This window comes from Myxococcus sp. MH1, from assembly GCF_059738865.1.
The window spans coordinates 8,080,265-8,101,090 of the sequence record NZ_AP026947.1; the positions used below are offsets into that span (position 1 = coordinate 8,080,265).

Below are 20,826 nucleotides of genomic sequence, written 5' to 3' on the forward strand. Positions count from 1 at the left end.
GCGCGCCTTCGTCCAAACGTGTCGCCCTCGGCGCGAGTCCTCGCCGAGCCCGTAAACGCGCTGGGAGCGCGCCTTCGCTCAAGCGTTTCGCCCTCGGCGTGAGTCCTCGCTGAGTCCGTGAATGCGCTGGGAGCGCGCCTTCGTTCAAGCGTGTCGCCGGAGGCCCAGGGCGCGCGAAGCGGAGGCAGCGGTGCTCCACCTTCGCCAGTGCGCTTCAGCCGAGGGCCGCGATTCGCGCCGCCGCCAGGATGGCCGCCGCGGTGCTCCTTCCCGAAGCCGCCGCGCCCTCCATGTAGCCCTGGGCTTCGTAGAACGAGCTGGTGTGCTCGCCCGCGAAGAACAGGTGGCCCACGGGGGGTGCCTCGTAGCCCGCCAGGCTCGTGAACTGTCCCGGTCCGTAGGCCGTGTAGCTGCCCAGCGTGAAGGGGGAGCTCGGCCAGTGCTCCAGGTGCGCGAGGATGCGCCGGTCCACGCCGCGCTTCACCGCGCTCGCGGTGCCCGGCACCACCCGGTTCATCGCCGCCACGAAGCGCTCGGCCTCCAGCGCCACGTTGCCCGGGTCCATCGCCGCGCCGCGCGCTCCGCTCGCGTAGTCCGTCAGCACCGCGTCCCTGGCCGTGGCCCGGCTCGGGTTCGTCTCCCACGTCGCCTGGTGGTGCATCAGGTCCGAGTACGTCGCGCCGCTGCCCCCGCCCGCGCGCCACACCGGCCCCTGGTAGCCCACCATCATCTTCGCATTGGTGCCGTAGCCCAGCTCCTGGATGACCTTCGTCTTCCAGGGCGGCAGCCCCAGCGAGCCATCCAGCGCCACGCGCCGCAGGGTGGTGAAGGGCACGGCGAGCACCACGACGTCATAGGTCGCGGTGAAGCTCCAGGAGTCCCGCCGCAGCGACAGGGCCAGCGCTCCCGCGGGCGTCCTGCGTACGGCCTCCAGTCGCTCGCCCCAGCGGACCTGACCGGGCAGGCGCGCGGCCAGCTCGCGAGGAATCTGCTGATTGCCGCCGAGCAGCCGGTAGCGCTCGTCGCTCTCGCCATAGGGCTCGAAGCGGCGACACTGCTCCGTCCCAATCAGGAACAGCAGGTTGAGACAGCTCAGCGTGTCCGCCGTCCGTCCATACTCCGCTTCGTACGCGGCGATGATGGCGGCCGATATCAGGGGCCCCGCGTCGCGGGACTCCAGATAGGTCATCAGGTCCATCACGTCGAAGGCGCGGTCCACGGGCGTATGTCGCGCGGCCGTGGGCGCGTCGGAGAGCCGTGACAGGTCCTGGCGGATGGCGGCGATGAGCGGGCAGTACTCCGCCAGGATGGCGGACTCCGCGTACCGCTGCCCTCCGAAGAAGTACGTCACCTCGCCGTGGAACCGCGCGAGGTCCTCTCGCTCCAGATGGAACTGGCGCGCGTAGCCCAGCATCGTCGCATGTCCGGAGTCGATGAACTCGCCTCCCCGCTCGACGACCTGTCCCGGGAACGTGACGGGCCCGCCGAACGCGCCGCCCATCGAGTACACCCGGCCGCCGGTGCGCTCACTCGCCTCGTGCACCGTGGCGATGACGCCCGCTCGCCGCAGCTCATAGGCACACGCGAGCCCGGCGAGCCCCGCGCCGACAATTCCCACCCGCGGCGATGGGAGCGCATGCGCCTCCTGCGCCCGCGCGCTCCCGACGGCGAGCCCCAGCCCCAGGACCGTCAGCCCCTTCAACACGGAGCGGCGGTCCACGCCGCGCCGGGCCTCGAACGGACGGGTGACCTCGCGTCGCGTGATGGAAGCGGCGAGTGCCTTCCGGGTGGTCTGGCGGAACGAATCGAAGAGCGCGGTGCGGGGCATGCGGGGCTCCAGGAGGTGCGAGGACGACTGCCCTCTCCTTCCGGAGCCCGCCTTCTGGCGCAGCGCCGACCTCCGGCGTGCCCTTCACCGGACACCCCGAATGTGAAGCAGCGCGCCCTTTTCCGACGCGCCCAACCCCGCTAAAGCCGCCCGCACGCGGACAGCCTCATGCCCAGGGGACCCATGCTTTGCAGAATCGCCGACCGCCAGGTGCCTTGTTCGTGGCTGTACTTCCGCGAATTCGACGACGGGCGCGGGAGGACGACGAGGACATCCTGCGGTTGCGAGCACTCGGGTGGCCGCCCCTGACCGGGTTGGTCGAGCGACACGCCCACGTCCTGGAGACCTTCATCTCCAGACACATCGGTTACGACGTCATCCAGTGCCTGTTCCCGCCCACGGCGGGAGCGAGTCCCCGCTACCTGATTGACAGTGTCGAGCGCGCTCGCATCGCTGCCCAGGTCATCACCCTGAGGGGCCAGGCCATCGCCATCCCCCGCGCGACAGCCACGTCCTCATGACCCGACGTGGCTCGCGCGCCCCACCCCGCGTCGGCCCTCCGCGTTGCGCCAGCCCGTGTCGCGGTGAGGTCGTCCACCGTTGAGCCGGTGCTTCGACTTGCGCCGAAGGAAGCTGCTCGCATCCGCGCGGCGGTAACAGGTGAGGAGGCGCTCGTCGTCGCTCACCAACACAATCCAGCCACGCGCCTGCCGCGCGAGAGACGAGTCGCGCAGGGCCCGCGAGAGGTCTCGCTCCAGCACCGTGACGTGCGTCGCCCCCGCCGCGCGGACCCGCAGGCCGTAGTCGAGGATGAAGTCCAGGACCTCCTGACGCAGCATCCCGCGCGCGCTGTGCTCCAGGAACGTGAAGGTGGGGAGAGTCGGGCGGGAACTGGACGGGCGACACCGGGCCATGGGGCTTCCTCCTGTTGCCTCCCCTCCTCTTCACATGCCGTTCCAAGCCACCCCCTACGAGATTCCAGGGGGTTGCGGGCTCAACGCCCGGGCCGCGCGAGACATTTCGTCAATGCGCCGCCGCCCGCGTGACAGCGCGACGCACGCCCCTCCGTCACTCCGGCGGAATCAGCACCGCAGGCTCCACTGTGCTCCCGCGCCGCCAGGACTCCCACCCACGAAGCAGTCGCGGATACAGCGCGCGGAAGGCGACGAACCACACGACGCCCGCGAGCAGGTCGACCGCGTAGTGGTAGCGCAGCACCAGCGTGGAGACGAAGAGCAACACCGCCACCGGCAACATCCCCCGGAAGCGCCACGGATGCGCGAGCCTGTCGTGCGCGAGCAACACCAGCGTGATGTACACGTGCAGGCTCGGGAACAGGTCGTAGGTGGACGAGCCATGGGCCACGACGGCCGCGTTCAGCCAGGTCACCCACCCTCCCTCCACGGGCACGGTGAACAGCTCGGGATACGCCGCCACGGGTCCCACCGCGGGCACCAGGTAGTAGCCCACGAGCCCTGGCACGTAGGCGGAGAAGACCTGACCGAAGAACGCCTCCGCGCGCTCCCGCGAGCCCACCACCGCCCACGCCATGGACAGGTGCAGGTAGACGTGGAACGACAGGTAGCTCGCGCTGAACACGTCGTTCACGGCCGGCGAGCTCCAGCGCTGCAGCCACACCGACGGCGTGCTCCCACCGAACACCCACGCGTCCAGGCCGAACAACACGGCATCCCTCGTCGGAAGCCCGAGCGCCGGGAGGGTGTCCTTCACCGACGCATAGAAGAAGAACGTCGCCGCATAGGCGCACAGCAATCGGACGCGGAAGGCGTGTCCCCAGCGCTCCAGACGCGCGAGCCCCACCACCGCGAGGATGAACAGGAGCGTCGCGCCGAGCACCTGGAGGAAGATCGCCGAGCCCGCTCCCGCGACGACGAGGAGCCCACACGACAGCACGACCCCGAAGCCCGCGAGCAACCCCTCGTGCAGGAAGGGACGCTCAGACATCCGGGGACGCGGCGCGCCGGGCCTCGCGCATCAGCGAGCCACTCAGCACGCCGCGGACGAACGAGAAGTACGACGGGATGAAGGGCGCGCCCTGCGCGACGAGCCCGGCCCGCAGGGACTGGTGCAGCGCGGGCAGGTTGTACCAGGGCACCCGCGGATACAGGTGATGCTCCAGGTGGTAGTTCTCGTTGCACATGAAGAAGCGCGTCACCGGATTGGAGAGGATGGTCCGCGAGCCCCGGACCGGATGCGTGTTCTCCGTCAGGAAGGTGTGCTGGCTCATGCCCCGGATGTTGACCAACGTGTTGATGATGACCATGGGCAGCACCCACGCATGCAGCAACACCTCCCACGGCACGAAGCGCGCCGCGAACACACCCGCCACGAGCACCATGGCGACCTCGAACCCAATCCATCGGCGCTCGGGCGGCGTGCCGTGCTTGAAGCCCAGGATGGGAATCATCGTGATGTACGCGGGATAGCCGAGCAGCAGCCGGCCCAGGTGCATCGCCAGCTCCAGCCAACGCCGCCCCGTGTAGTTCGCGTAGTGGTCGGGGTCCAGGCCACCGCCCAAATCGCGGTGGTGCCGCAGGTGCAACACCTTGTAGGCCGCGAAGTTCTGGAGCACGGGCCAGGCACACAGCATCCCGCCCAGTCGATTCAGCCAGGGCCGCGAGGACAACCCACCATGCACCGCCTCGTGGGTGAACAGGCTGATGCCGTGCAGCGCGGCGGCCGAGACCAGGTAGAGCGGCAGCCGGACGAGCCAGCTCGCCACCGAGTCACCGTCCCTCGCCAGCAGGACGACGAGCCACGCAGACACGCCCTGGAGCAGGAGGAACAGGACGAGCCGGGGCAGATGACGGGCGTCGACCCGCTCCAGCTCGCGCAGGGACTCGGGAGACAGCACTGCGGAGGGCGTGGGCATGGCGCGTCCTGATGACTTACAATCCCGCTCCGAGTCGAAGCAACCCTCGCCCCCCACCCGGCCTTGAGCGCACCTCTCCCTCGTCTGAAGTTCGCCGTCGTCCGCGAAGACCCGGCGCTGGAGCAGGCGCTCATCGAGCACACCCGGGCCCGCGCGCTCCTCACCGTCGCCTCCGGCGGCTGCACCCTGCTGACGCTGGCGAAGGACAACCCCACGCTCGAGCTGGTGGGCTTCGACTTCAACCCGAGGCAGTTGGAGCACGTGAAGGAGAAGGCGCGCTGCCTGGGCACCGCCGCGCCCCAGCACTTCAACGTGCTCTCCAACGACGCCGCGGGGCTGAATCAGCGCGGCGAGTTCGAGGGCCTGTTCCGCACGCTGCGCCTCTTCGTGGAGGAGTTCGTCGCGCCCCGCCGCGAGCTCAACACGTTCTTCGACCCCGGCGTCCCCGAGTCGGAGCGCGAAGCCCTGCGCGCCGGCTGGTTCGCGTCGCACTACTGGCCCGTGGCCTTCCAGCTCGCGTTCGCCGACCCGCTCCTGCACGCCATGTTCGGCCCCGCGGCCACCCAGCACGCCCGCCCCGGCTCCTACCCCGGCTACTTCCAGGCGCTGTTCGAGCGGGGCCTGCGACGCGAGGACGCCTGCCGCAATCCGTATCTGCAGCACGTGCTGCTCGGCGCCTACCGCCCCGGCGACGCGCCCGGCTACCTGCGCGCCACCGCGCCGCTCCAGGTCTGCCTGGTGCAAGGCTCGCTACCGGACGTGCCCGACCTGGGCCGCTTCGACGTCATCTCCCTGTCCAACATCTTCGACTGGTCCGATGACACGCTCGTCGAAGCGTGGGCCACGCTGCTGTCGCGGAAGGCCCGCCCCGGCTGCGCCGTGCTGCTGCGCCAGCTCAACAACCAACGCGACCTGAGGCGCTTCTTCGCCCCTGCCTTCGAGTTCGACGACGCGCTCGGCGCGCGGCTCCAGGCCCAGGACCGCAGCCTGTTCTACGAGCGCGTCGAGGTCGGCTTCCGACGGACGTCGGGCACATGAGCGGCATCCGCTACGTGGTGCTCCGGCCCGACACGCTCGGGCCCTATGTCGAGCGGCTGCGAAGGCTGGAGCGCGGAATCGAGTACCCCATCGCCGACGGCGCCGACCACTTCTTCATCGACCACGGCCCCGAGTACCACCCCTTCTTCTCGTCCATGGGGGAGGCGTACTTCCTGCTCGCCCTGCGCGGAGAGGCGCTGCTCGGCTCGGTGACGGGAATCCTGCGGCAGGTCCACCGGGGCCCCCGCGCCCTGCCCGGGTTCTACATCTGCGACCTCAAGGTCGCGCCCCACGCGCGCGGCTCGGGGCTGGCCCGAGGACTCATCCTCCGGGGGCTCACCCACCTGTTCCGAATCCCCGCCCTGCGCGGCATCCGGTTCCTCTACGGCGCCGCCATGCGAGGCGCGCGGGGCGACGTCATGCGCACCGCGCGCGGCTGGAACCCGCTGCGGATGGGACGCCCCCAGAGCCGGCTGGCGCTCTACTTCACGCCGCCCGCGCGCCTGGCCATGTTGGAACTGGCGGACGCGCCCGGGTGTCCACGGGGTGAGGGGCTGGTGCTCGGCCCCGCGCCAACCCGCCGGCTCGAGGGCGCGGGGTGGTGCACCACCTCCGGGAGCAAGGACCTCCAGTTGATGTCGACACAAGCCCCCTGGCCCCTCATGCACCTGGCCGCGCCGCCGCCGGCGTGGACCCGGGGATGGGGGCACTACCTCAAGACCTGCGGCGAGGAGCTCACCGCGCACAGCCCCCAGTCGCTCGCCTGCTTCGTCATCGACGAGCGCCTGGAGGACCACGTCCGCTGGCTGCGAGGACAAGGGGTCTCCCCCGAGGCGGCGTGTACCGTCTACTCTCTCGACCTCACCCGACTTAAAGGGTCCCCGGCATGGGTGCACCTTCCCTCCTCCGAAATCTGAACCTGCGCCACCACGTCGGCGCGCTGAAGGCCGAGTGGAACGCGCGGGAGTCCTCCGCCTACCTGCGCGCGCTGCGGGACGGCACCTTCGAGCGGGGGGACTTCGTCGAGACGCAGCGTCAGTTCTTCGCGGCGGTGGCGCACTTCACGCGGCCCATGGCCATGCTCGCCAGCCGGCTCCCCCGTCCCGAGCTGCGCCTGCCGCTGGTGGAGAACGTCTTCGACGAGCACGGACGGGGCACGCTCTCCCACGGCCATGAGCACACGTTCCGCCTGTTGCTCGAGCGACTCGGGGCCTCGCTCGACGGGCTCCACGACGACACGTCCTGGCCGGAGGTGCGCAAGTTCAACGTCGCGCTGACGGGCATCGCCGCCTTCGAGTCCACGCACACCGGGCTCGCGGTGTTCGGCATCATCGAGGACCTGTTCAGCGGCATCTCCCTGGAGCTGGGGCAGGGCATCGTGGCGCGCGGGTGGCTCGCGGCGGACCAGGTGGTGCACTACCCCACGCACGCGACGCTCGACGAGGAGCACGCGGACGGGTTCTACCGCCAGCTCGACGCGCCCTTCGCGAGCGACGCCTCGGCCCGGCGGGACATCCAGCAGGGGCTCCTGCTCGGAGGACACCTCTTCCTCGGCCTCTACGACGACCTCCACCGCGCCCGCCGTCGTCGGGCGTGACACGGCCCGCCCGCGTCCACCCTGGCCGTGACGCCCGGGTTGGGCTAGCAGGAGGCCATGCCCCTCCTCGCCCTCGTCCGTCATGGCCAGTCCCTATGGAACCACGAGAACCGCTTCACGGGCTTCGTGGACGTGCCCCTCACCGAGAAGGGCCGCGAGGAGGCGCGCTCCGCCGCGCGCTCGCTCCAGGGGCTCACCTTCGACGTCGCCTACACGTCCGGGCTCACCCGCGCCCAGGAGACGCTGGCGCTCATCCTGGAGGCCCTGGGCCAGCGCCCCCCCATCATCCGCGACGCGGCCCTCAACGAGCGCAACTATGGCGACCTGCAGGGCCTCAACAAGGCGGACGCGGCCCAGCGCTTCGGAGAGGCCCAGGTGAAGCTCTGGCGGCGCTCCTACGACGTGCCGCCCCCCAACGGAGAGTCCCTGGAGATGACCGCCCGCCGGGTGCTGCCCTTCTACGAGCGCGCCATCGGCGGCGACCTGCGCCTGGGCAAGAACGTCCTCGTCGTCGCGCACGGCAACTCCAACCGCTCCCTGGTCATGAAGCTGGACCAGCTCACCGGCGAGCAGGTGGTGGGGCTGGAGCTGGCGACCGGGGTTCCCCTCCTCTACGAGCTGTCCCCCGAGGGAACGGTGCTGTCCAAACGAACCCCCTCTCCCTGAGGGTGGGGGCCTTGTCGACAGGGCGGAATGAATGCGAAGAGGGACGGCTCGTCCGAGATGTTGAGTACACGAACAAGGAAGCCCCGATGAAGGCCCTCGCGCTCGCAGTCGCCCTGCTGTCCGCCTCCACCTCCTTCGCGCAAGACGCGGCCGCCGAGAAGTTCCGTCCGCCCCCGCCGGGCCGGCCGATGCCGCAGCCCCAGCCGCAGCCGCAGCCGCCGAACTACCCGCCGCGCCACAACCCGGGGCAGAACTACCCGCCGCAGAACCCCACCGGCACGCTGGTGGTGGTGGGCCGCGAGGAGCTGGCGCAGAAGCTGGCGCGCCTGGAGAAGCTGCTCGAGGACATCGAGGACCGGGCCGACCGTGACACCCGCGCCAAGGTGCGCAAGGCCCAGGACGTGCTCGACGGCGTGGCCCGCCACGTCGAGGAGGCCCCGCTGCTCGCCACGGTGATGCCGCGCCCGCCGCCCCCGCCGCCGGAGCCGATGGTCCGGCCGATGAGCGACAGCGCCTTCCAGCGCTGGTACGACGCCATCTCCCGGGAGACGTTCACCGACGACAAGCTCCGCGTCCTCCAGATGGGCCTCCAGGACAACTACCTGCTGGTCTCCCAGGTGCAGCGGCTGATGGAGCGCATGCAGTTCAGCGACGACAAGATCAACGTCCTGCGCATCGTGAAGCCGCGCATCCTGGACACGGAGAACAACTACCTGCTCTTCAACGCCTTCACGTTCTCCGCCGACAAGAAGCGCGCCCAGGACATCCTGTCCGCGCGCTGAGCTGAAGCGTCCAAGCGGCACCGGGGCGTCGCGGGAATCCCTCCCGCGGCGCCCTTCGTGTTCCTAGGGCCGCGTCAACAGCTGCAGCAGCGCCTTCGCCTCCGGGGAGTCCACCTCGCCGTGCACGGCGGCGAGCACCCGCCCCTCCTCGTCCAGCGCGAAGGCATACGGCATGCGACTGGACGGCAGTGCCAGCCGCTTGCCCATGTCTCCATTCTTGTCGAGCCAGGTGTCGGACCAGACCGCCTCCGGGACCTTCTTCCGGGCCTTCTCGCGCACCGTCCCCAGGCCCACGAAGAAGGGCAGCTTGAAGGAGAGCAGCGAGGCGCGGTGGACCGAGTCGGGGACGCCAAGCGCGGCGGCTTCATCGAACCAGCGCCGCATCGCCTCGCCGCCGTCCTTGTCGGTGAGGACCACCAGCAGCGTGCGCCGGCCGCGCCACTCCTGGCTGCTGTGCTTCTCACCCCGCAGGTCCTCGGCGGAGAACGCCGGCACCACCTCGCCCTGCTTCAGCGCGGCGCTCGCCAGCGTCGCGGCCAGGAGCGCGCCCACGAGGCACGCGCCCTTCAGGCCCCGTCGAACCGTCCTTCGCTCCAGGCCCGCCATGCCCACCTCCCCATCGCGCGCGAGGGCGCCAGGAAGAGGTGGTCATTGCCCGGCGAGCACGCCAGGGGAGCGGACGCCCGCGAGGCCCGCCTGCCCGCCCTCCTACACGGTCCGGGAGAAGCGCGGTCGCTCGGCCCGGGCGAGCCGGGCATCGAACACCATGGCCACGTTGCGCACGAACAGCCGCCCCAGCGAGGTCAGCTCCAGCTGGGAGCCCGAGCGCACCAGCAGCCCGTCCTCCTCGAACGTCCGGAGGCGCTCCAGCTCCGGCGCGAAGTCGCGCACGCCCTCTTCGCCCAGGTCCACCCACGCGTTGCACATCAGCTGGGTGATGACCGCGCGGCGCTTGCGGTCGTCCTCGGTCAACAAGAGCCCGCGCTCCGTGGCCAGTCGGCCGTGGGAGATGCGCTCGTAGTAGGCGGGCAGCGCACGGACGTTCTGCGCATACGCGCCCGCCACGTCGCTGATGCCCGTGCTGCCCAGCGCCACCACGTCCGAGGCGGCCTTCACCGTGTAGCCCTGGAAGTTGCGCCCCAGCCGGCGCTCGGAGAGGGCGCGCGCCAGCTCGTCCTCGGGCACCGCGAAGTGGTCCATGCCGATGGCCCGGTAGCCCGCGCCCACGAAGCCCGCGTAGGCCGCGCGGAACAGCTCCATCTTCACCTCCGCGCTGGGGAGCGCGTCCGCGGGCATCCGCTTCTGGTGCTTGAGCACGTCCGGCATGAAGGCGAAGGAGTAGACGGCCAGCCGGTCCGGACGCATTGCCAGCACCGTCTCCAGCGTGCGCGCCCAGCCCTCCGGCTCCTGGTACGGCAGGCCGTAGATGAGGTCGAAGTTCACGCCGGTGAAGCCCAGCTCCCGCGCGTGGTCCAGCAGCGCCCGCGTGCGCTCGGGTGTCTGCAGCCGGTTCGTCACCTCCTGCACGCGCGGGTCGAAGTCCTGCAGTCCCATGGACAGCCGGTTGAAGCCGAGCTGCCGGAGCAGCGACACCTGGCCCGACGTCGTCACGGACGGGTGCACCTCGATGGCGACCTCCGCGTCCGGCAGGAGCGTGAAGCGGCGCATCAACTCCGTCCACAGCCGCTCCAGCTGCTGCTCGGTGAGGAACGTGGGCGTGCCGCCGCCCCAGTGGATCTGCGACAGCGCGCGACGGGGGCCCAGCTGCTCGGCCACCAGGTACAGCTCCATCACCAGGTGGTCCAGGTACCGGTCCGCCGCGCTCGAGTCCTTGCTGATGACCACGTTGCAGCCGCAGTACCAGCACAGGCTGTGGCAGAACGGCAGGTGGACATACAGCGACAGGGGCGAGGCTTCGTCCTGCGCTCCGGCGACCCGCAGCCGGGCCTCCAACGCCTCCGGCCCGAAGTCCGGTCGCCACTCCGGCGCGGTGGGATAGCTGGTGTAGCGCGGCCCGGAGACGTTGTACCGGCCCAGCAGCTCCGGCGACGGACGGGGGACTCCTGGAAGCATGTCCATGCCCCTCGTCCCAATCCAAGGCGCGTGCCACGTCGCGCGCCCGCAGAACGGAGGGCCTCGCGCAGAATCCGCGGAGGCCCCCGGGTGACGCGCACGATTTTCGTCCGCCGCCTCAGCGGGCCTTGGACGGCGGTCCCAGGAAGCGCGCCTCCATCCGCTTCACCTCGCCCGACGCGGAGTCGGCCACCTCGACGATGAAGTTGAACGGCACCTCGGTGCTGCCCTGGGGCGCCAGGATGAACAGCGGCACCCGGAAGCTCTCCAGCGAGCCGAGCTTCACCTGCGACTGCGGAATCACGCCCCGCGCGGACGGCGGCGCCTGGATGGACAGCGTGAAGGTGGTGGGCTCCGGGTTCTTGTTCACCAGGTGCAGCTCGAACTGGTTGCGCACCTGCCCCTCCTCGACGAGGTAGGGCATCCCCTGGAAGCGCAGCAGGTTCGCCTCGAACGGCACACGGCGGGCGAGCGTCCACACCAGGCCCACCACGGAGGCGACGAACAGGAGGCCATACAGCGCGAGCCGGGGGCGCAGGATGCGGCGGGGCTCGCCCGCCAGGCCCTTGAGCGAGTCGTAGCGGATGAGCCCGCGCGGCCGGCCAATCCGGTCCATCACCTCGTCGCACGCGTCGATGCACTGCGCGCACGCCAGACACTCCATCTGCAGGCCGTGGCGGATGTCGATGCCCGTGGGGCACGCGGTGACGCACCTGCGGCAGTCCACGCAGTCGCCCCGGGGCGGCGCAGCGTGCGCGGGGAGCACCTTCACCATCCGCCCCCGGGGTTCGCCCCGCCGCGTGTCATAGCCGACGATGAGCGAGTCCCGGTCCTGCATCGCCGACTGGAGCCGGCCGTAGGGGCACACCACGACGCAGAGCTGCTCGCGGAACCACGCGAAGTTGAAGTACAGCGCGCCGGTGACGGCCATGGCCCAGGTGAAGGCCACCGGGGACGTGGCCGGGCCGCTGGACACCATGGACACCAGCCCGCCCGCGGACACGAAGAGGCTGAGCGCCGCGTGCGCGACGAGGAGCGACACGCCCACGTAGGCCCCGTGCTTCGCCGTCGCGCGCGCCACGCGCAGAGGCGTCCACGGCGAGGTCTCCTGCTTGAGCCGTCGCTCGCGGGGCCCGTCGAAGAGCCGCTCGATGGGACGGTAGAGGCCCTCCAGGAACACCGTCTGCGGACACGCCCAGCCACACCACGCGCGGCCCAGCCACGCGGTGACGAACAGCAGGCCGAACCCCAGCGCCGTGCCCAGGAAGAGCACGCGCCAGAAGTCCTGCGCGTTGTACGTGGCGCCGAAGAGGTAGAAGCGCCGCGCCGCCACATCCAGGTGGACGGCGGGATGTCCCCCCACGTCCACCAGGGGGAGCGCCACGTAGATGCCGAGCAGCACCGCGAACATCACCCGCCTGCGCGTGATGAAGCGCCCGCTCACGTCCGAGGGATGGATGGCCTTGCGCGAGCCATCCGCGTGGATGGACGACAACTGGTCGATGCGCGGAGGGCCGTCTCGCTGAGGTGCTGTCGCCATGACGTGGGTTCCTGGTGGAGCGCGAGGACTACGGCGTCTCCGGCTCGCCCTGCGGGGCCTTTCCCCCCGGCGCGTTCGTGCCCTTGAGCGTCAGCAGGTACGCGGTGACGGCCTTGACGCGCTCGGCGCCCAGGGTGCGCTCCCACGCGGGCATGCCCTTGGCCACGGCGCCGTCGGCCACCACCTTGTGGATGGCCATGGGCGAGCCGCCGTGCAGCCAGAAGCCGTCCGTGAGGTTGGGGCCGATGAGCCCCTGCCCCTGCGCGCCGTGGCACGCGGCGCAGTTGGCCTGGAACACGCCCTTGCCGTTCTCCAGCGACGTCGGGTCCTTCACCAGCGCCAGCAGCAGCTCGTCGGAGGCGGGCGTGTTGCTCGCCATGCGCTGGGCATGCTCCGCGGACTCGGCGGCGTACTCGCCCAGCTGGCCGGGGCTCACCTCGGCGACGTGGTACCAGAACCAGTACCCCGCGCCGAAGACGAGCGTGGTCCACAGGATGGCCAGCCACCAGTTGGGCAGCTGGTTGTCGTGCTCCTCGATGCCGTCATAGACGTGGAGCACCGGCGACTTCTCGTCACTCATGGCCGCCCTCCCCGCGCTCCGACAACGGCAGCTGCGACAGCGCGTCGAAGTCCTGGCTGCGGCGCGCCCCGAAGACCCAGGCGCACACGCCCAGGAAGACGGCGATGAACAGGACGAGCGCGAAGAGCGGCAGCTCTTCCAGCGTCATCCCCTGGTAGAATTGCTTGTACATCAGCGGCTCCCTTCCTGAACGCCCGCCGCCGACGCGGTGGGCGCGACATCCGACGGCGCGGGCACGTCCTGCGGTCCACGGCCCAGGCGCTGGAGGTAGGCCACCAGGGCCACCATCTCCGAGTCCCACGCCACCTGGACCCCCTGCGTGGCCAGGTCCGCGGCGATGGCCTCACCCTGCGCCTTCTGCCGCGACTCGGCCGCGTCCACCTCCGCGTTCGTGTACGGCACGCCCAGCTTCTGCATCAGCGTCAGCTTCCTGGGCGCGTCCTTCACCTTGATGGAGTTCTCCGCGAGCCACGGGTACGCCGGCATGTTCGAGCCGGGGCTGGTCGCGCGCGGGTCCATCAGGTGCGTGTAGTGCCAGAGGTTCGGGTAGCGGCCACCCACGCGGTGCAGATCAGGCCCCGTGCGCTTGCTGCCCCACTGGAACGGGTGGTCGTAGATGAACTCCTCCGCGCGCGACACGTCGCCGTAGCGCTGCGTCTCCGCCACGAAGGGGCGAATCATCTGCGAGTGGCACGTGTAGCAACCCTCGCGGACGTAGAGGTCGCGCCCCTGGAGCTCCAGCGGCGAGTACGGCTTCTGCGCCTCGCCGTGCGCGGGCACCGCCTGCTGGATGAGGATGGTGGGGAGCAGCTCCGCCACGCCGCCGATGAGGATGGCGATGAGCGTGAGCACGGTGAAGGCCAGCGGGCGCCCCTCGATGAGCGCGAACCAGGACGGACGGCCCGCCTCGCGGTCCCTGCGGGTGACGATCCAGGCCAGCTCCCCCAGCACGATGATGCCGCCCATCAACACCAGCGCGCGCACCGGCTTCGCCCAGCCCAGGAACATCGTCACCGTGAGGATGGCGATGGCGAAGATGAGCGGACGACCGGTGATGACCTGCACCCAGGCCGGCGCCGTCGGGACGGGCACGGGGGCTCCCGCGTGGTGCGGCTCCTCGCCCACCACCACCGTGGTCTCGCCGTCGACGGCCTTGCCCGAGCGGGCCGTCTTCCAGAGGTTCCACGCCATCATGCAGAAGCCCACCAGGTACATGGAGCCGCCGACGAAGCGGACGATGTACATGGGCCGGATGGCCAGCAGCGTCTCCACGAAGTTCGGGTACATCAGCGTGCCGTCCGGATTGGTGGCGCGCCACATGAGGCCCTGGCTGATGCCGCTGACCCACATCGACACGATGTAGAGGAGGATGCCCACCGTCGCGAGCCAGAAGTGCGCGTCCGCCGAGCGCGTCGAGTGCAGCTTCGTGCCGTACAGCCTGGGCACCAGCCAGTAGAACATGCCGGCCGCCATGAAGCCGTTCCACCCGAGCGCGCCGCCGTGCACGTGGCCGACAATCCAGTCCGTGTAGTGGCCCAGCGCGCTCACCGACTTGATGGAGAGCAGCGGTCCCTCGAACGTCGCCATGCCGTAGAACGTCACGGCCGCGATGAGGAACTTCAGGACGGGGTCATCGCGCAGCTTGTACCAGGCGCCCTTGAGCGTCAGCAGGCCGTTGAGCATGCCGCCCCACGACGGCGCCCAGAGCATCACGCTGAAGACCATGCCCAAGGACTGCGCCCAGTCCGGCAGCGCGGTGTAGAGCAGGTGGTGCGGGCCGGCCCAGATGTAGATGAAGACCAGGGCCCAGAAGTGGATGATAGACAGCCGGTACGAGTACACCGGCCGCTCCGCCGCCTTGGGCAGGAAGTAATACATGATGCCCAGGATGGGCGTGGTCAGGAAGAAGGCGACGGCGTTGTGGCCGTACCACCACTGCACCAGCGCGTCCTGCACGCCGGAGAAGACCGAGTAGCTCTTGAGGCCATCCAGGGGCAGCGCCAGGCTGTTGACGATGTGCAGCACCGCCACGGTGATGATGGTGGCGATGTAGAACCAGATGGCGACGTAGAGGTTCTTCTCGTTTCGCTTCGCCAGCGTCCAGAAGAAGTTGATGGCGAACACCACCCAGATGAGGGTGATGCCGAGGTCGATGGGCCACTCCAGCTCCGCGTACTCCTTGGAGGTGCTGATGCCCAGGGGAAGGGTTATCGCCGCGGCGACGATGATGAGCTGCCAGCCCCAGAAGTGGATGTTGGAGAGCAGGTCCGACGCCATGCGCGCCTTCAAGAGGCGCTGGGTGGAGTAGTAGACGCCGGCGAACATCATGTTGCCCACGAACGCGAAGATGACCGCGTTGGTGTGCAGGGGGCGCAGGCGGGAGTACGTCAGGTAGGGGATGCCCAGGTTGGCCTGCCACCACGCGAGCTGGCTGGCCACCAGCGCTCCCACCGCCATGCCCACGATGCCGAAGATGACCGCCGCGATGATGAAGCGGCGGACCGTGGTGTCGTCGTAGACGATTCGCTGTTGTTGCACGGATTCACTCCTGGGAAGCCGAAGGCGAGGTCCGCTCGTCGGACGGCCGCGCGGGGCGGGCGCTGTCCTCCTCGAGCGGGAAGAGCGCGAGCCGGTCCGCCTGCTCGTGGTCGCGGTGGCGCATGCTGTAGACGAACAGCAGCACCGAGCTGGCCACGAGCATCAGGCTCACGAAGACCTGGAGCACGAGCACGTTCATGCGGGCACCTCCGTGGGGCGAGGGAGGCCCGCCGCGTCGCGCCGGGGAGCACGGGGCGCGGACAGGCTCCACACGGTGAACAGGACGGTGGCCAGGCTGGTGGCGGGCATCGCCACCGCGGCGCGCAGGGGCGTCATCCAGCCCACCAGGCACACGGCGACGGCCACCACGTTGTAGCCGATGGCCAGCGTGAGCAGCCGGCGCACCACCTGGTGCAGCTCGCGCGACAGGCGCAGCGCCTCACGCAGGGACGCGAGGCCCTCTCCCACCAGGAAGAAGTCGCTCTTGCCCGGCATCACCGGACGGTCGATGGCGGGCGTGCCCGCGCACAGGGCCCGCTCGAAGGCGAGGCTGTCGTTGACGCCGTCGCCCAGGTACAGCGAGTCCGTCGAGCCCAGCCGCGACACCGTGCACGCCTTGTCCTCCGGACGCAGGCCACCGAGCGCCCGCGCTTCGGGGACCCCGAGCAAGCCCGCCAGCTCGCGCACCCGCGCGGGAGCGTCGCCGGAGATGAGCCACACCGCGTGGCCCTCGGCCTGGAGCGCGGAGACCTCGCGGCGGGCGTCGGGGCGCAGCGCTTCGCGCAAGGGGAAGGCGGCGACGCGCGTGTTGTCGCGAAAGAGCACCGTGCCACGTGCACCACCCACCGAGGCCGGCGCCGGAGTGGTCCCGGCAGCAACACTGACCGACTGCGTGGTCAGCGGCGCGAGGCCAGCCACCTCCGACACCTCACCGCCACGCGCGGCGCGCCAGTCCGCGCGCCCCAGCCGCCATGACACGCCGTCTCGCACCCACTCGAGCCCCTGTCCCGGGTGCTCGGTGACGCGGGCATCAGGGACGAAGCGGGCGCCCGTGCGCGACAGCGCCTCCGCCAGACACCGGCTCACCGGGTGGTTGCTGCGCGAGGCCAGGTTGAAGGCCACATCCCGCGCCTCGTCGTCGAGCGACTCCACCACGCTCCGGTCCACCAGCTCCATCCGACCGAGCGTCAGCGTCCCCGTCTTGTCGAACAGCACCTGACGCACACGCGGCAGCCGGTCCAACAGGTCCGTGGCGCGGATGAAGAAGCCCTCTCGACGCAGCCGCGCCTGCACCAACTCGTACGCCAGCGGCGTGGCGATGCCGATGGCGCAAGGACACGTCACCACCAGCAGCGCCACCGCCACCTCGAGCGCCTTGTCCGGCCCCGACGGCCACCACAGCGCGAGCCCCAGCGCCGACACGGCCAGCACCGTCACCACCCAGCGCCGCGACACCGACTCCCAGAAGCGCGTGTGCCCCGCGCTCCGCCCCGAGCCCTCCGGAGGACGCCGCAGCAGCGCCACCAGCGGCGAGTCCTGGAACGACTGCGTCGCCAGCGCCCGCACCGCCTCGCGCCCCGCGTTGAACGCGCCCGCCGGCAGCGGCTGCCCCGCGAGCACCTCGCGCTCGTCGGGCTCTCCCGTCATCCAATCCGTGGAGACCCGCGCGCGGGCATCGAGCAACTCCGCGTCGACCGGCACCAGGTCGCCCGGCGCGATGACGAGCAGATCCCGCTCCTCCACCTGCGACACCCGCACGGTGACGAGCTGGTCCGCTTCCTGTCGACGGACGAAGAGCCCCTCGGCCCCATCGTCCTCGAGCAGGAAGCGGCGGTTGCGCTCCAACACGCGCTGCTGGAGCCAGCGCCCCACCAGCATCAGCGTCACGAAGGTGTTGAGCGTGTCGAAGTACGCCAGGTCTCCCCGCCCGCCGCGCGCCTGCACCAGCGACGTGCCGAACACCAGCAGGATGCCCAACGCGATCGGCAGGTCCAGGTGCGGCACGCCCCGACGCAGCCCCTGCCATGCCGAGCGGAAGAACGGCCAGCCGCCCACCAGCACCACCACCGTGGACAGCCACAGGCTCAGCCGCGTGAAGAGCCCGAAGACCTCGCCGTCCTCGGGCGTGAGCCCCACGTAGAAGCTCACCGAGAACAACATCACGTTCATCGTCAGCGCGACGCAGATGCCCAGCCGGATGGGCAAATCCAGGCTCGCTGGCGCGGGCCGCTTGCGACTGGGCCCGAACAGGTAGCCGAAGCCCTCCACCGCGCGCAGGAAGCCCGCCACATCGAAGGCGCCGCGCCGCCACTGCATCCGCGCCTTGCCCAGCGCCGGGTCCACCGTGAAGCCCGCGCCTCCAGGCTGCCGACGGAACAGCTCGTTCATCAACCACACGCAGGCCGCGCAGTGGATGCCTTGCACGTCCAGCTCGAGCGAGCACAGCGCGCCCGGCGCCGCCTCCGCCTTCGTCACCAGCGGCTCCAACCACGCAAGCCCCCGCCCCCGCGCGGGCTCCGCCGCCGGCGACGTCTTGCCACCCGTGAGCTGGTAGTAGCGGGTCAGCCCCTGCGACACCAACAGGCCATGGACCGCCTCACAGCCCGCGCAGCAGAACTCGCGCGAGCTGGCGCCCTCCGGAACGCGGCTGCCACAGTGGAGGCAGAGGGCCTCGTCGGGCCGGGTTTGCGCGGGATCAGCCATGCAGGCTGTCACCTTGCGAACGGCATGCCTGTTGCGAAGGAGTCGTGCATGGCCCTCGACACCTCGCTGCTGCTGACGGCGCTGACTCCCACTCCCACGCTGGTGGCGGGTGCGCTGGGAGCACTCACGGTGGGCCTGACGGGGAGCGTGCACTGCTTCCTCATGTGTGGACCGCTGGCGTGCGCGGGCCTGCCCGCCCTCCAGGGCCCTGAGCGACGTCGAGCCCTGCTCGCCTACCAGGGCGCGCGCCTGGCCGCGTATGCGCTCGTGGGAGGCCTGCTGGGCGCGCTGGGCGGCGGCGTCACGAGCGTGCTCGCCGTGTCCACCCGCCCGTATCTCCCCTGGCTGATGGCCGCCGCGCTGGTGGCCTCCGCGCTGGAGGTGGGAAAGCGCCTGCCTCCTCTGCCTGGGCTCGCGCGGCTCACGGGCACCATCGCGCGATGGAGCGCAAAGTTTTCGTCGACGGCGCGAGCGGGCGCAATGGGTGCGGTGACCCCGCTGCTCCCCTGCGGCCTGCTCTACGGCGTGTTCGCGGTGGCGCTCGCGAGCGGCTCGTTCAGCGGTGGCGCGCTGGTGATGGGCGCCTTCGCGCTGGGCGGGATTCCCGCGCTGCTCGGCGCACAGCTCCAGTCGAGCCTGTGGAGTCGTCGGCCGCGGCTCTCGGATTTCCTGCTTCGTCGGGCAATGCCGCTCATCGCGGCGGCGGTGCTCGTCATGCGCGCGGTGGACACGTCGCCGCACTGCCACTGAGGGTCGCCGTCCCGCGCTTGTCGTGGGCCCCTGGCTCGGCGAGGCTCACCTCCCCTCTCTTCCGCCGAGCTGACATGACCGCGCCACGCCTCCTCGCCGCGTTGCTGCTGTTGTCCACGGGCTGCACCACGTCGCGCACCGCCACCGCGGAGGCACCGTCGACACAGGCCGCCCCCACGCTCGCGCCCGCGCAGGTGGCGCTGCGGAGCTTCGTCGACGCGCACTTCGACGAGCAGTTCCGCCGCTTCCCCCTGTCCGCGACCTCGGCCGGCGTGCACACGTATGACGGCGAGCTGCGGGGCTTCACCGCCGAGGAGCGCGCGTCGCACCTGGCCTATCTGAAGGACCGGCTCGCGGCGCTACCGAAGACCGTGGACCGCCGCGCGCTGCCCGCGCAGGACCGCGCCGACTACGACATCCTGGAGAACCACTTCCGCGCGCGCATCCTGGACTACGAGGTGGTGCGCTCGTGGGAGCGCAACCCCAACGCGGCGCTGGGCCAGGCGTCCAACGCGGTGTTCCAGCTCATCAACCGCGACTTCGCGCCGCTGGAGGAGCGGATGCGCTCGGCGGTGGGCCGCATGACGAAGGTGCCGGAGCTGTTCTCGGCCGCCCAGGCCGCGCTGAACAACCCGCCGCGAATCTGGACCGACATCGCCCTCCAGCAGGCCCAGGGCACTCGCGCGCTCTACGCGCAGACGCTGCCCCAGGCCTTCGCGCCGGTGAAGGACGCGGAGCTCAACCAGGCCTTCCAGCGGGAGCAGGCGCGGTGTCTCGCGGCCATCGACGCGTACATCCGCTTCCTGCGCGAGGACCTGCTGCCGCGCTCGAAGGGTGACTTCGCGATTGGCGAGGACACCTATCGCCAGAAGCTCCTCTACGAGGAGGGCGTGACGGAGAGCATCGACTCGCTGCTCGCGTGGGGGCACGCGGAGATGAAGCGCACCCAGGCCCGGTTCCGCGAGGTGGCGGGCCGGCTCGGGCCGGGCAAGGCGCCCATGGACGTGTACCGGGAGCTGAGCAAGGAGCACCCCACGCCCGCGGAGCTGGTGCCCACCACCACCGCGACGCTGGAGGATATCCGCGCGTTCCTCATCCGTGAGCGCATCATCACCGTGCCCAGCGAGGTCCGCGCGCAGGTGGCGGAGACGCCGTCCTTCAACCGCTCGCTGTCCTTCGCGAGCATGAGCACGCCGGGCCCGTTCGAGCAGCGCGCGACGGAGGCGTACTACTACGTCACGCCGCCAGACCCGACGTGGAGCGCCGAGCAGACCGAGCAGCACATGAGCTTCTACAACCACCACGCGCTGCCGCTCGTGTCCATCCACGAGGCCTATCCCGGGCACTACGTGCAGTTCCTGTGGACCAACCGGGTGGAGTCCAAGGTGCGGCGGCTGCTCGGCTCCGCGTCCTTCTCCGAGGGCTGGGGCCTGTACACCGAGCAGATGATGCTCGACGAGGGCTACGGCGGACGCTCGGGGCCGGGCGCGGACAAGCTGCGGCTGAACCAGCTGGCGCTCTACCTCCAGCGGCTCGCGCGCTACGTGGCGGGCCTGTCCCTGCACACGCGCGGCATGACGTACGAGCAGGCGGTGCGCCTGTTCGAGGAGGAGGCGTTCATGACCAGGACGAACGCGGAGCGCGAGGCGCGCCGCGGGACCTCCGACCCCACGTACCTGGTCTATGCGCTGGGCAAGAAGATGCTGATGGACCTGCGCGAGGAGGCGCGCGTGAAGTGGGGCAAGGACTTCTCGCTCCTGCGCTTCCACGACGAGGTGGTGTCCTACGGCTACCCGCCCGTGCCCATCGTCCGCCAGCTGCTGCTCGGCGAGGAGTAG

Annotated in this window: 20 protein-coding genes; 8 read left to right on the forward strand and 12 right to left on the reverse strand. The window is 70.6% G+C overall.

Annotated elements, in window-relative coordinates:
* Positions 1 to 214: 214 nt before the first annotated feature.
* Positions 215 to 1,828 (reverse strand): flavin monoamine oxidase family protein, encoded by a 1,614-nt coding sequence (locus tag AC6JA9_RS31655; RefSeq protein ID WP_497958305.1) that lies wholly within the window; start codon positions 1,826 to 1,828, stop codon positions 215 to 217.
* Positions 1,829 to 2,109: 281 nt separating this feature from the next.
* Here AC6JA9_RS31655 and AC6JA9_RS31660 point away from each other — a divergent pair, with 281 nt between their 5' ends.
* Positions 2,110 to 2,349, forward strand: a complete 240-nt coding sequence (locus AC6JA9_RS31660) for a hypothetical protein (protein ID WP_267699953.1) — start codon at positions 2,110 to 2,112, stop codon at positions 2,347 to 2,349.
* Here the strand turns inward: AC6JA9_RS31660 and AC6JA9_RS31665 are convergent.
* The 3 genes from AC6JA9_RS31665 to AC6JA9_RS31675 form a co-directional block, all read right to left on the reverse strand.
* Complete coding sequence (locus AC6JA9_RS31665) at positions 2,344 to 2,742, reverse strand: hypothetical protein (RefSeq protein ID WP_408889563.1); 399 nt, start codon at positions 2,740 to 2,742, stop codon at positions 2,344 to 2,346. The two genes, AC6JA9_RS31660 and AC6JA9_RS31665, sit on opposite strands and share 6 nt — an antisense overlap.
* Positions 2,743 to 2,896: 154 nt before the next feature.
* Positions 2,897 to 3,793 carry a phosphatase PAP2 family protein gene (locus AC6JA9_RS31670; protein WP_497958306.1) on the reverse strand — a complete coding sequence of 299 codons (897 nt, stop codon included), beginning with the start codon at positions 3,791 to 3,793 and terminating at the stop codon, positions 2,897 to 2,899.
* Entirely contained in the window at positions 3,786 to 4,721 is a 936-nt protein-coding gene (locus tag AC6JA9_RS31675) for a fatty acid desaturase family protein (RefSeq protein WP_497958307.1), read from the reverse strand. Before AC6JA9_RS31675 ends, AC6JA9_RS31670 begins: the two co-directional genes overlap by 8 nt.
* Before the next feature lie 63 nt (positions 4,722 to 4,784).
* Between AC6JA9_RS31675 and AC6JA9_RS31680 the strand changes: the two genes are divergently transcribed.
* The 5 genes from AC6JA9_RS31680 (at position 4,785) to AC6JA9_RS31700 (ending at position 8,804) form a co-directional block, all read left to right on the forward strand.
* Positions 4,785 to 5,759: a DUF3419 family protein gene (locus tag AC6JA9_RS31680; RefSeq protein WP_223745250.1), complete on the forward strand. Its 975-nt coding sequence runs from the start codon at positions 4,785 to 4,787 to the stop codon at positions 5,757 to 5,759.
* On the forward strand, positions 5,756 to 6,676 hold the full coding sequence (locus AC6JA9_RS31685; RefSeq protein WP_497958308.1) for a GNAT family N-acetyltransferase: 921 nt from the start codon (positions 5,756 to 5,758) through the stop codon (positions 6,674 to 6,676). The genes AC6JA9_RS31680 and AC6JA9_RS31685 overlap by 4 nt, the downstream gene beginning before the upstream one ends.
* A complete protein-coding gene (locus AC6JA9_RS31690; protein ID WP_463748526.1) occupies positions 6,646 to 7,356 on the forward strand; it encodes an iron-containing redox enzyme family protein in 711 nt (236 codons plus the stop codon). Before AC6JA9_RS31685 ends, AC6JA9_RS31690 begins: the two co-directional genes overlap by 31 nt.
* A gap of 57 nt (positions 7,357 to 7,413) precedes the next feature.
* The gene (locus tag AC6JA9_RS31695) at positions 7,414 to 8,022 is read left to right on the forward strand and encodes a 2,3-bisphosphoglycerate-dependent phosphoglycerate mutase (protein WP_223781876.1); all 609 of its coding nucleotides are present in this window, start codon (positions 7,414 to 7,416) and stop codon (positions 8,020 to 8,022) included.
* A gap of 86 nt (positions 8,023 to 8,108) precedes the next feature.
* Entirely contained in the window at positions 8,109 to 8,804 is a 696-nt protein-coding gene (locus tag AC6JA9_RS31700) for a proline and serine-rich protein 1 family protein (RefSeq protein WP_497958309.1), read from the forward strand.
* 63 nt (positions 8,805 to 8,867) lie between these two features.
* Here AC6JA9_RS31700 and AC6JA9_RS31705 read toward each other — a convergent pair whose 3' ends face one another.
* From AC6JA9_RS31705 to AC6JA9_RS31740, 8 genes are all read right to left on the reverse strand, one after another.
* On the reverse strand, positions 8,868 to 9,410 hold the full coding sequence (locus AC6JA9_RS31705) for a peroxiredoxin family protein (RefSeq protein ID WP_497958310.1): 543 nt from the start codon (positions 9,408 to 9,410) through the stop codon (positions 8,868 to 8,870).
* Positions 9,411 to 9,512: 102 nt separating this feature from the next.
* Entirely contained in the window at positions 9,513 to 10,883 is a 1,371-nt protein-coding gene (gene hemN, locus AC6JA9_RS31710; protein ID WP_497958311.1) for an oxygen-independent coproporphyrinogen III oxidase, read from the reverse strand.
* A 112-nt stretch (positions 10,884 to 10,995) separates the two neighbouring features.
* Complete coding sequence (ccoG, locus tag AC6JA9_RS31715) at positions 10,996 to 12,417, reverse strand: cytochrome c oxidase accessory protein CcoG (protein ID WP_223781872.1); 1,422 nt, start codon at positions 12,415 to 12,417, stop codon at positions 10,996 to 10,998.
* Positions 12,418 to 12,445: 28 nt separating this feature from the next.
* On the reverse strand, positions 12,446 to 12,997 hold the full coding sequence (locus AC6JA9_RS31720; protein ID WP_141323792.1) for a cbb3-type cytochrome c oxidase N-terminal domain-containing protein: 552 nt from the start codon (positions 12,995 to 12,997) through the stop codon (positions 12,446 to 12,448).
* Positions 12,990 to 13,169: a cbb3-type cytochrome oxidase subunit 3 gene (locus tag AC6JA9_RS31725; RefSeq protein WP_074950417.1), complete on the reverse strand. Its 180-nt coding sequence runs from the start codon at positions 13,167 to 13,169 to the stop codon at positions 12,990 to 12,992. The genes AC6JA9_RS31720 and AC6JA9_RS31725 overlap by 8 nt, the downstream gene beginning before the upstream one ends.
* Positions 13,169 to 15,535 (reverse strand): cytochrome-c oxidase, cbb3-type subunit I, encoded by a 2,367-nt coding sequence (gene ccoN / locus AC6JA9_RS31730; RefSeq protein ID WP_223745240.1) that lies wholly within the window; start codon positions 15,533 to 15,535, stop codon positions 13,169 to 13,171. Before ccoN ends, AC6JA9_RS31725 begins: the two co-directional genes overlap by 1 nt.
* A gap of 4 nt (positions 15,536 to 15,539) precedes the next feature.
* Entirely contained in the window at positions 15,540 to 15,734 is a 195-nt protein-coding gene (locus tag AC6JA9_RS31735) for a hypothetical protein (RefSeq protein ID WP_046715444.1), read from the reverse strand.
* A complete protein-coding gene (locus tag AC6JA9_RS31740) occupies positions 15,731 to 18,238 on the reverse strand; it encodes a heavy metal translocating P-type ATPase (protein WP_497958312.1) in 2,508 nt (835 codons plus the stop codon). Before AC6JA9_RS31740 ends, AC6JA9_RS31735 begins: the two co-directional genes overlap by 4 nt.
* A 48-nt stretch (positions 18,239 to 18,286) precedes the next feature.
* Between AC6JA9_RS31740 and AC6JA9_RS31745 the strand changes: the two genes are divergently transcribed.
* Positions 18,287 to 18,988 (forward strand): sulfite exporter TauE/SafE family protein, encoded by a 702-nt coding sequence (locus tag AC6JA9_RS31745; RefSeq protein ID WP_223745237.1) that lies wholly within the window; start codon positions 18,287 to 18,289, stop codon positions 18,986 to 18,988.
* Positions 18,989 to 19,062: 74 nt separating this feature from the next.
* The gene (locus AC6JA9_RS31750; protein WP_408889551.1) at positions 19,063 to 20,826 is read left to right on the forward strand and encodes a DUF885 domain-containing protein; all 1,764 of its coding nucleotides are present in this window, start codon (positions 19,063 to 19,065) and stop codon (positions 20,824 to 20,826) included.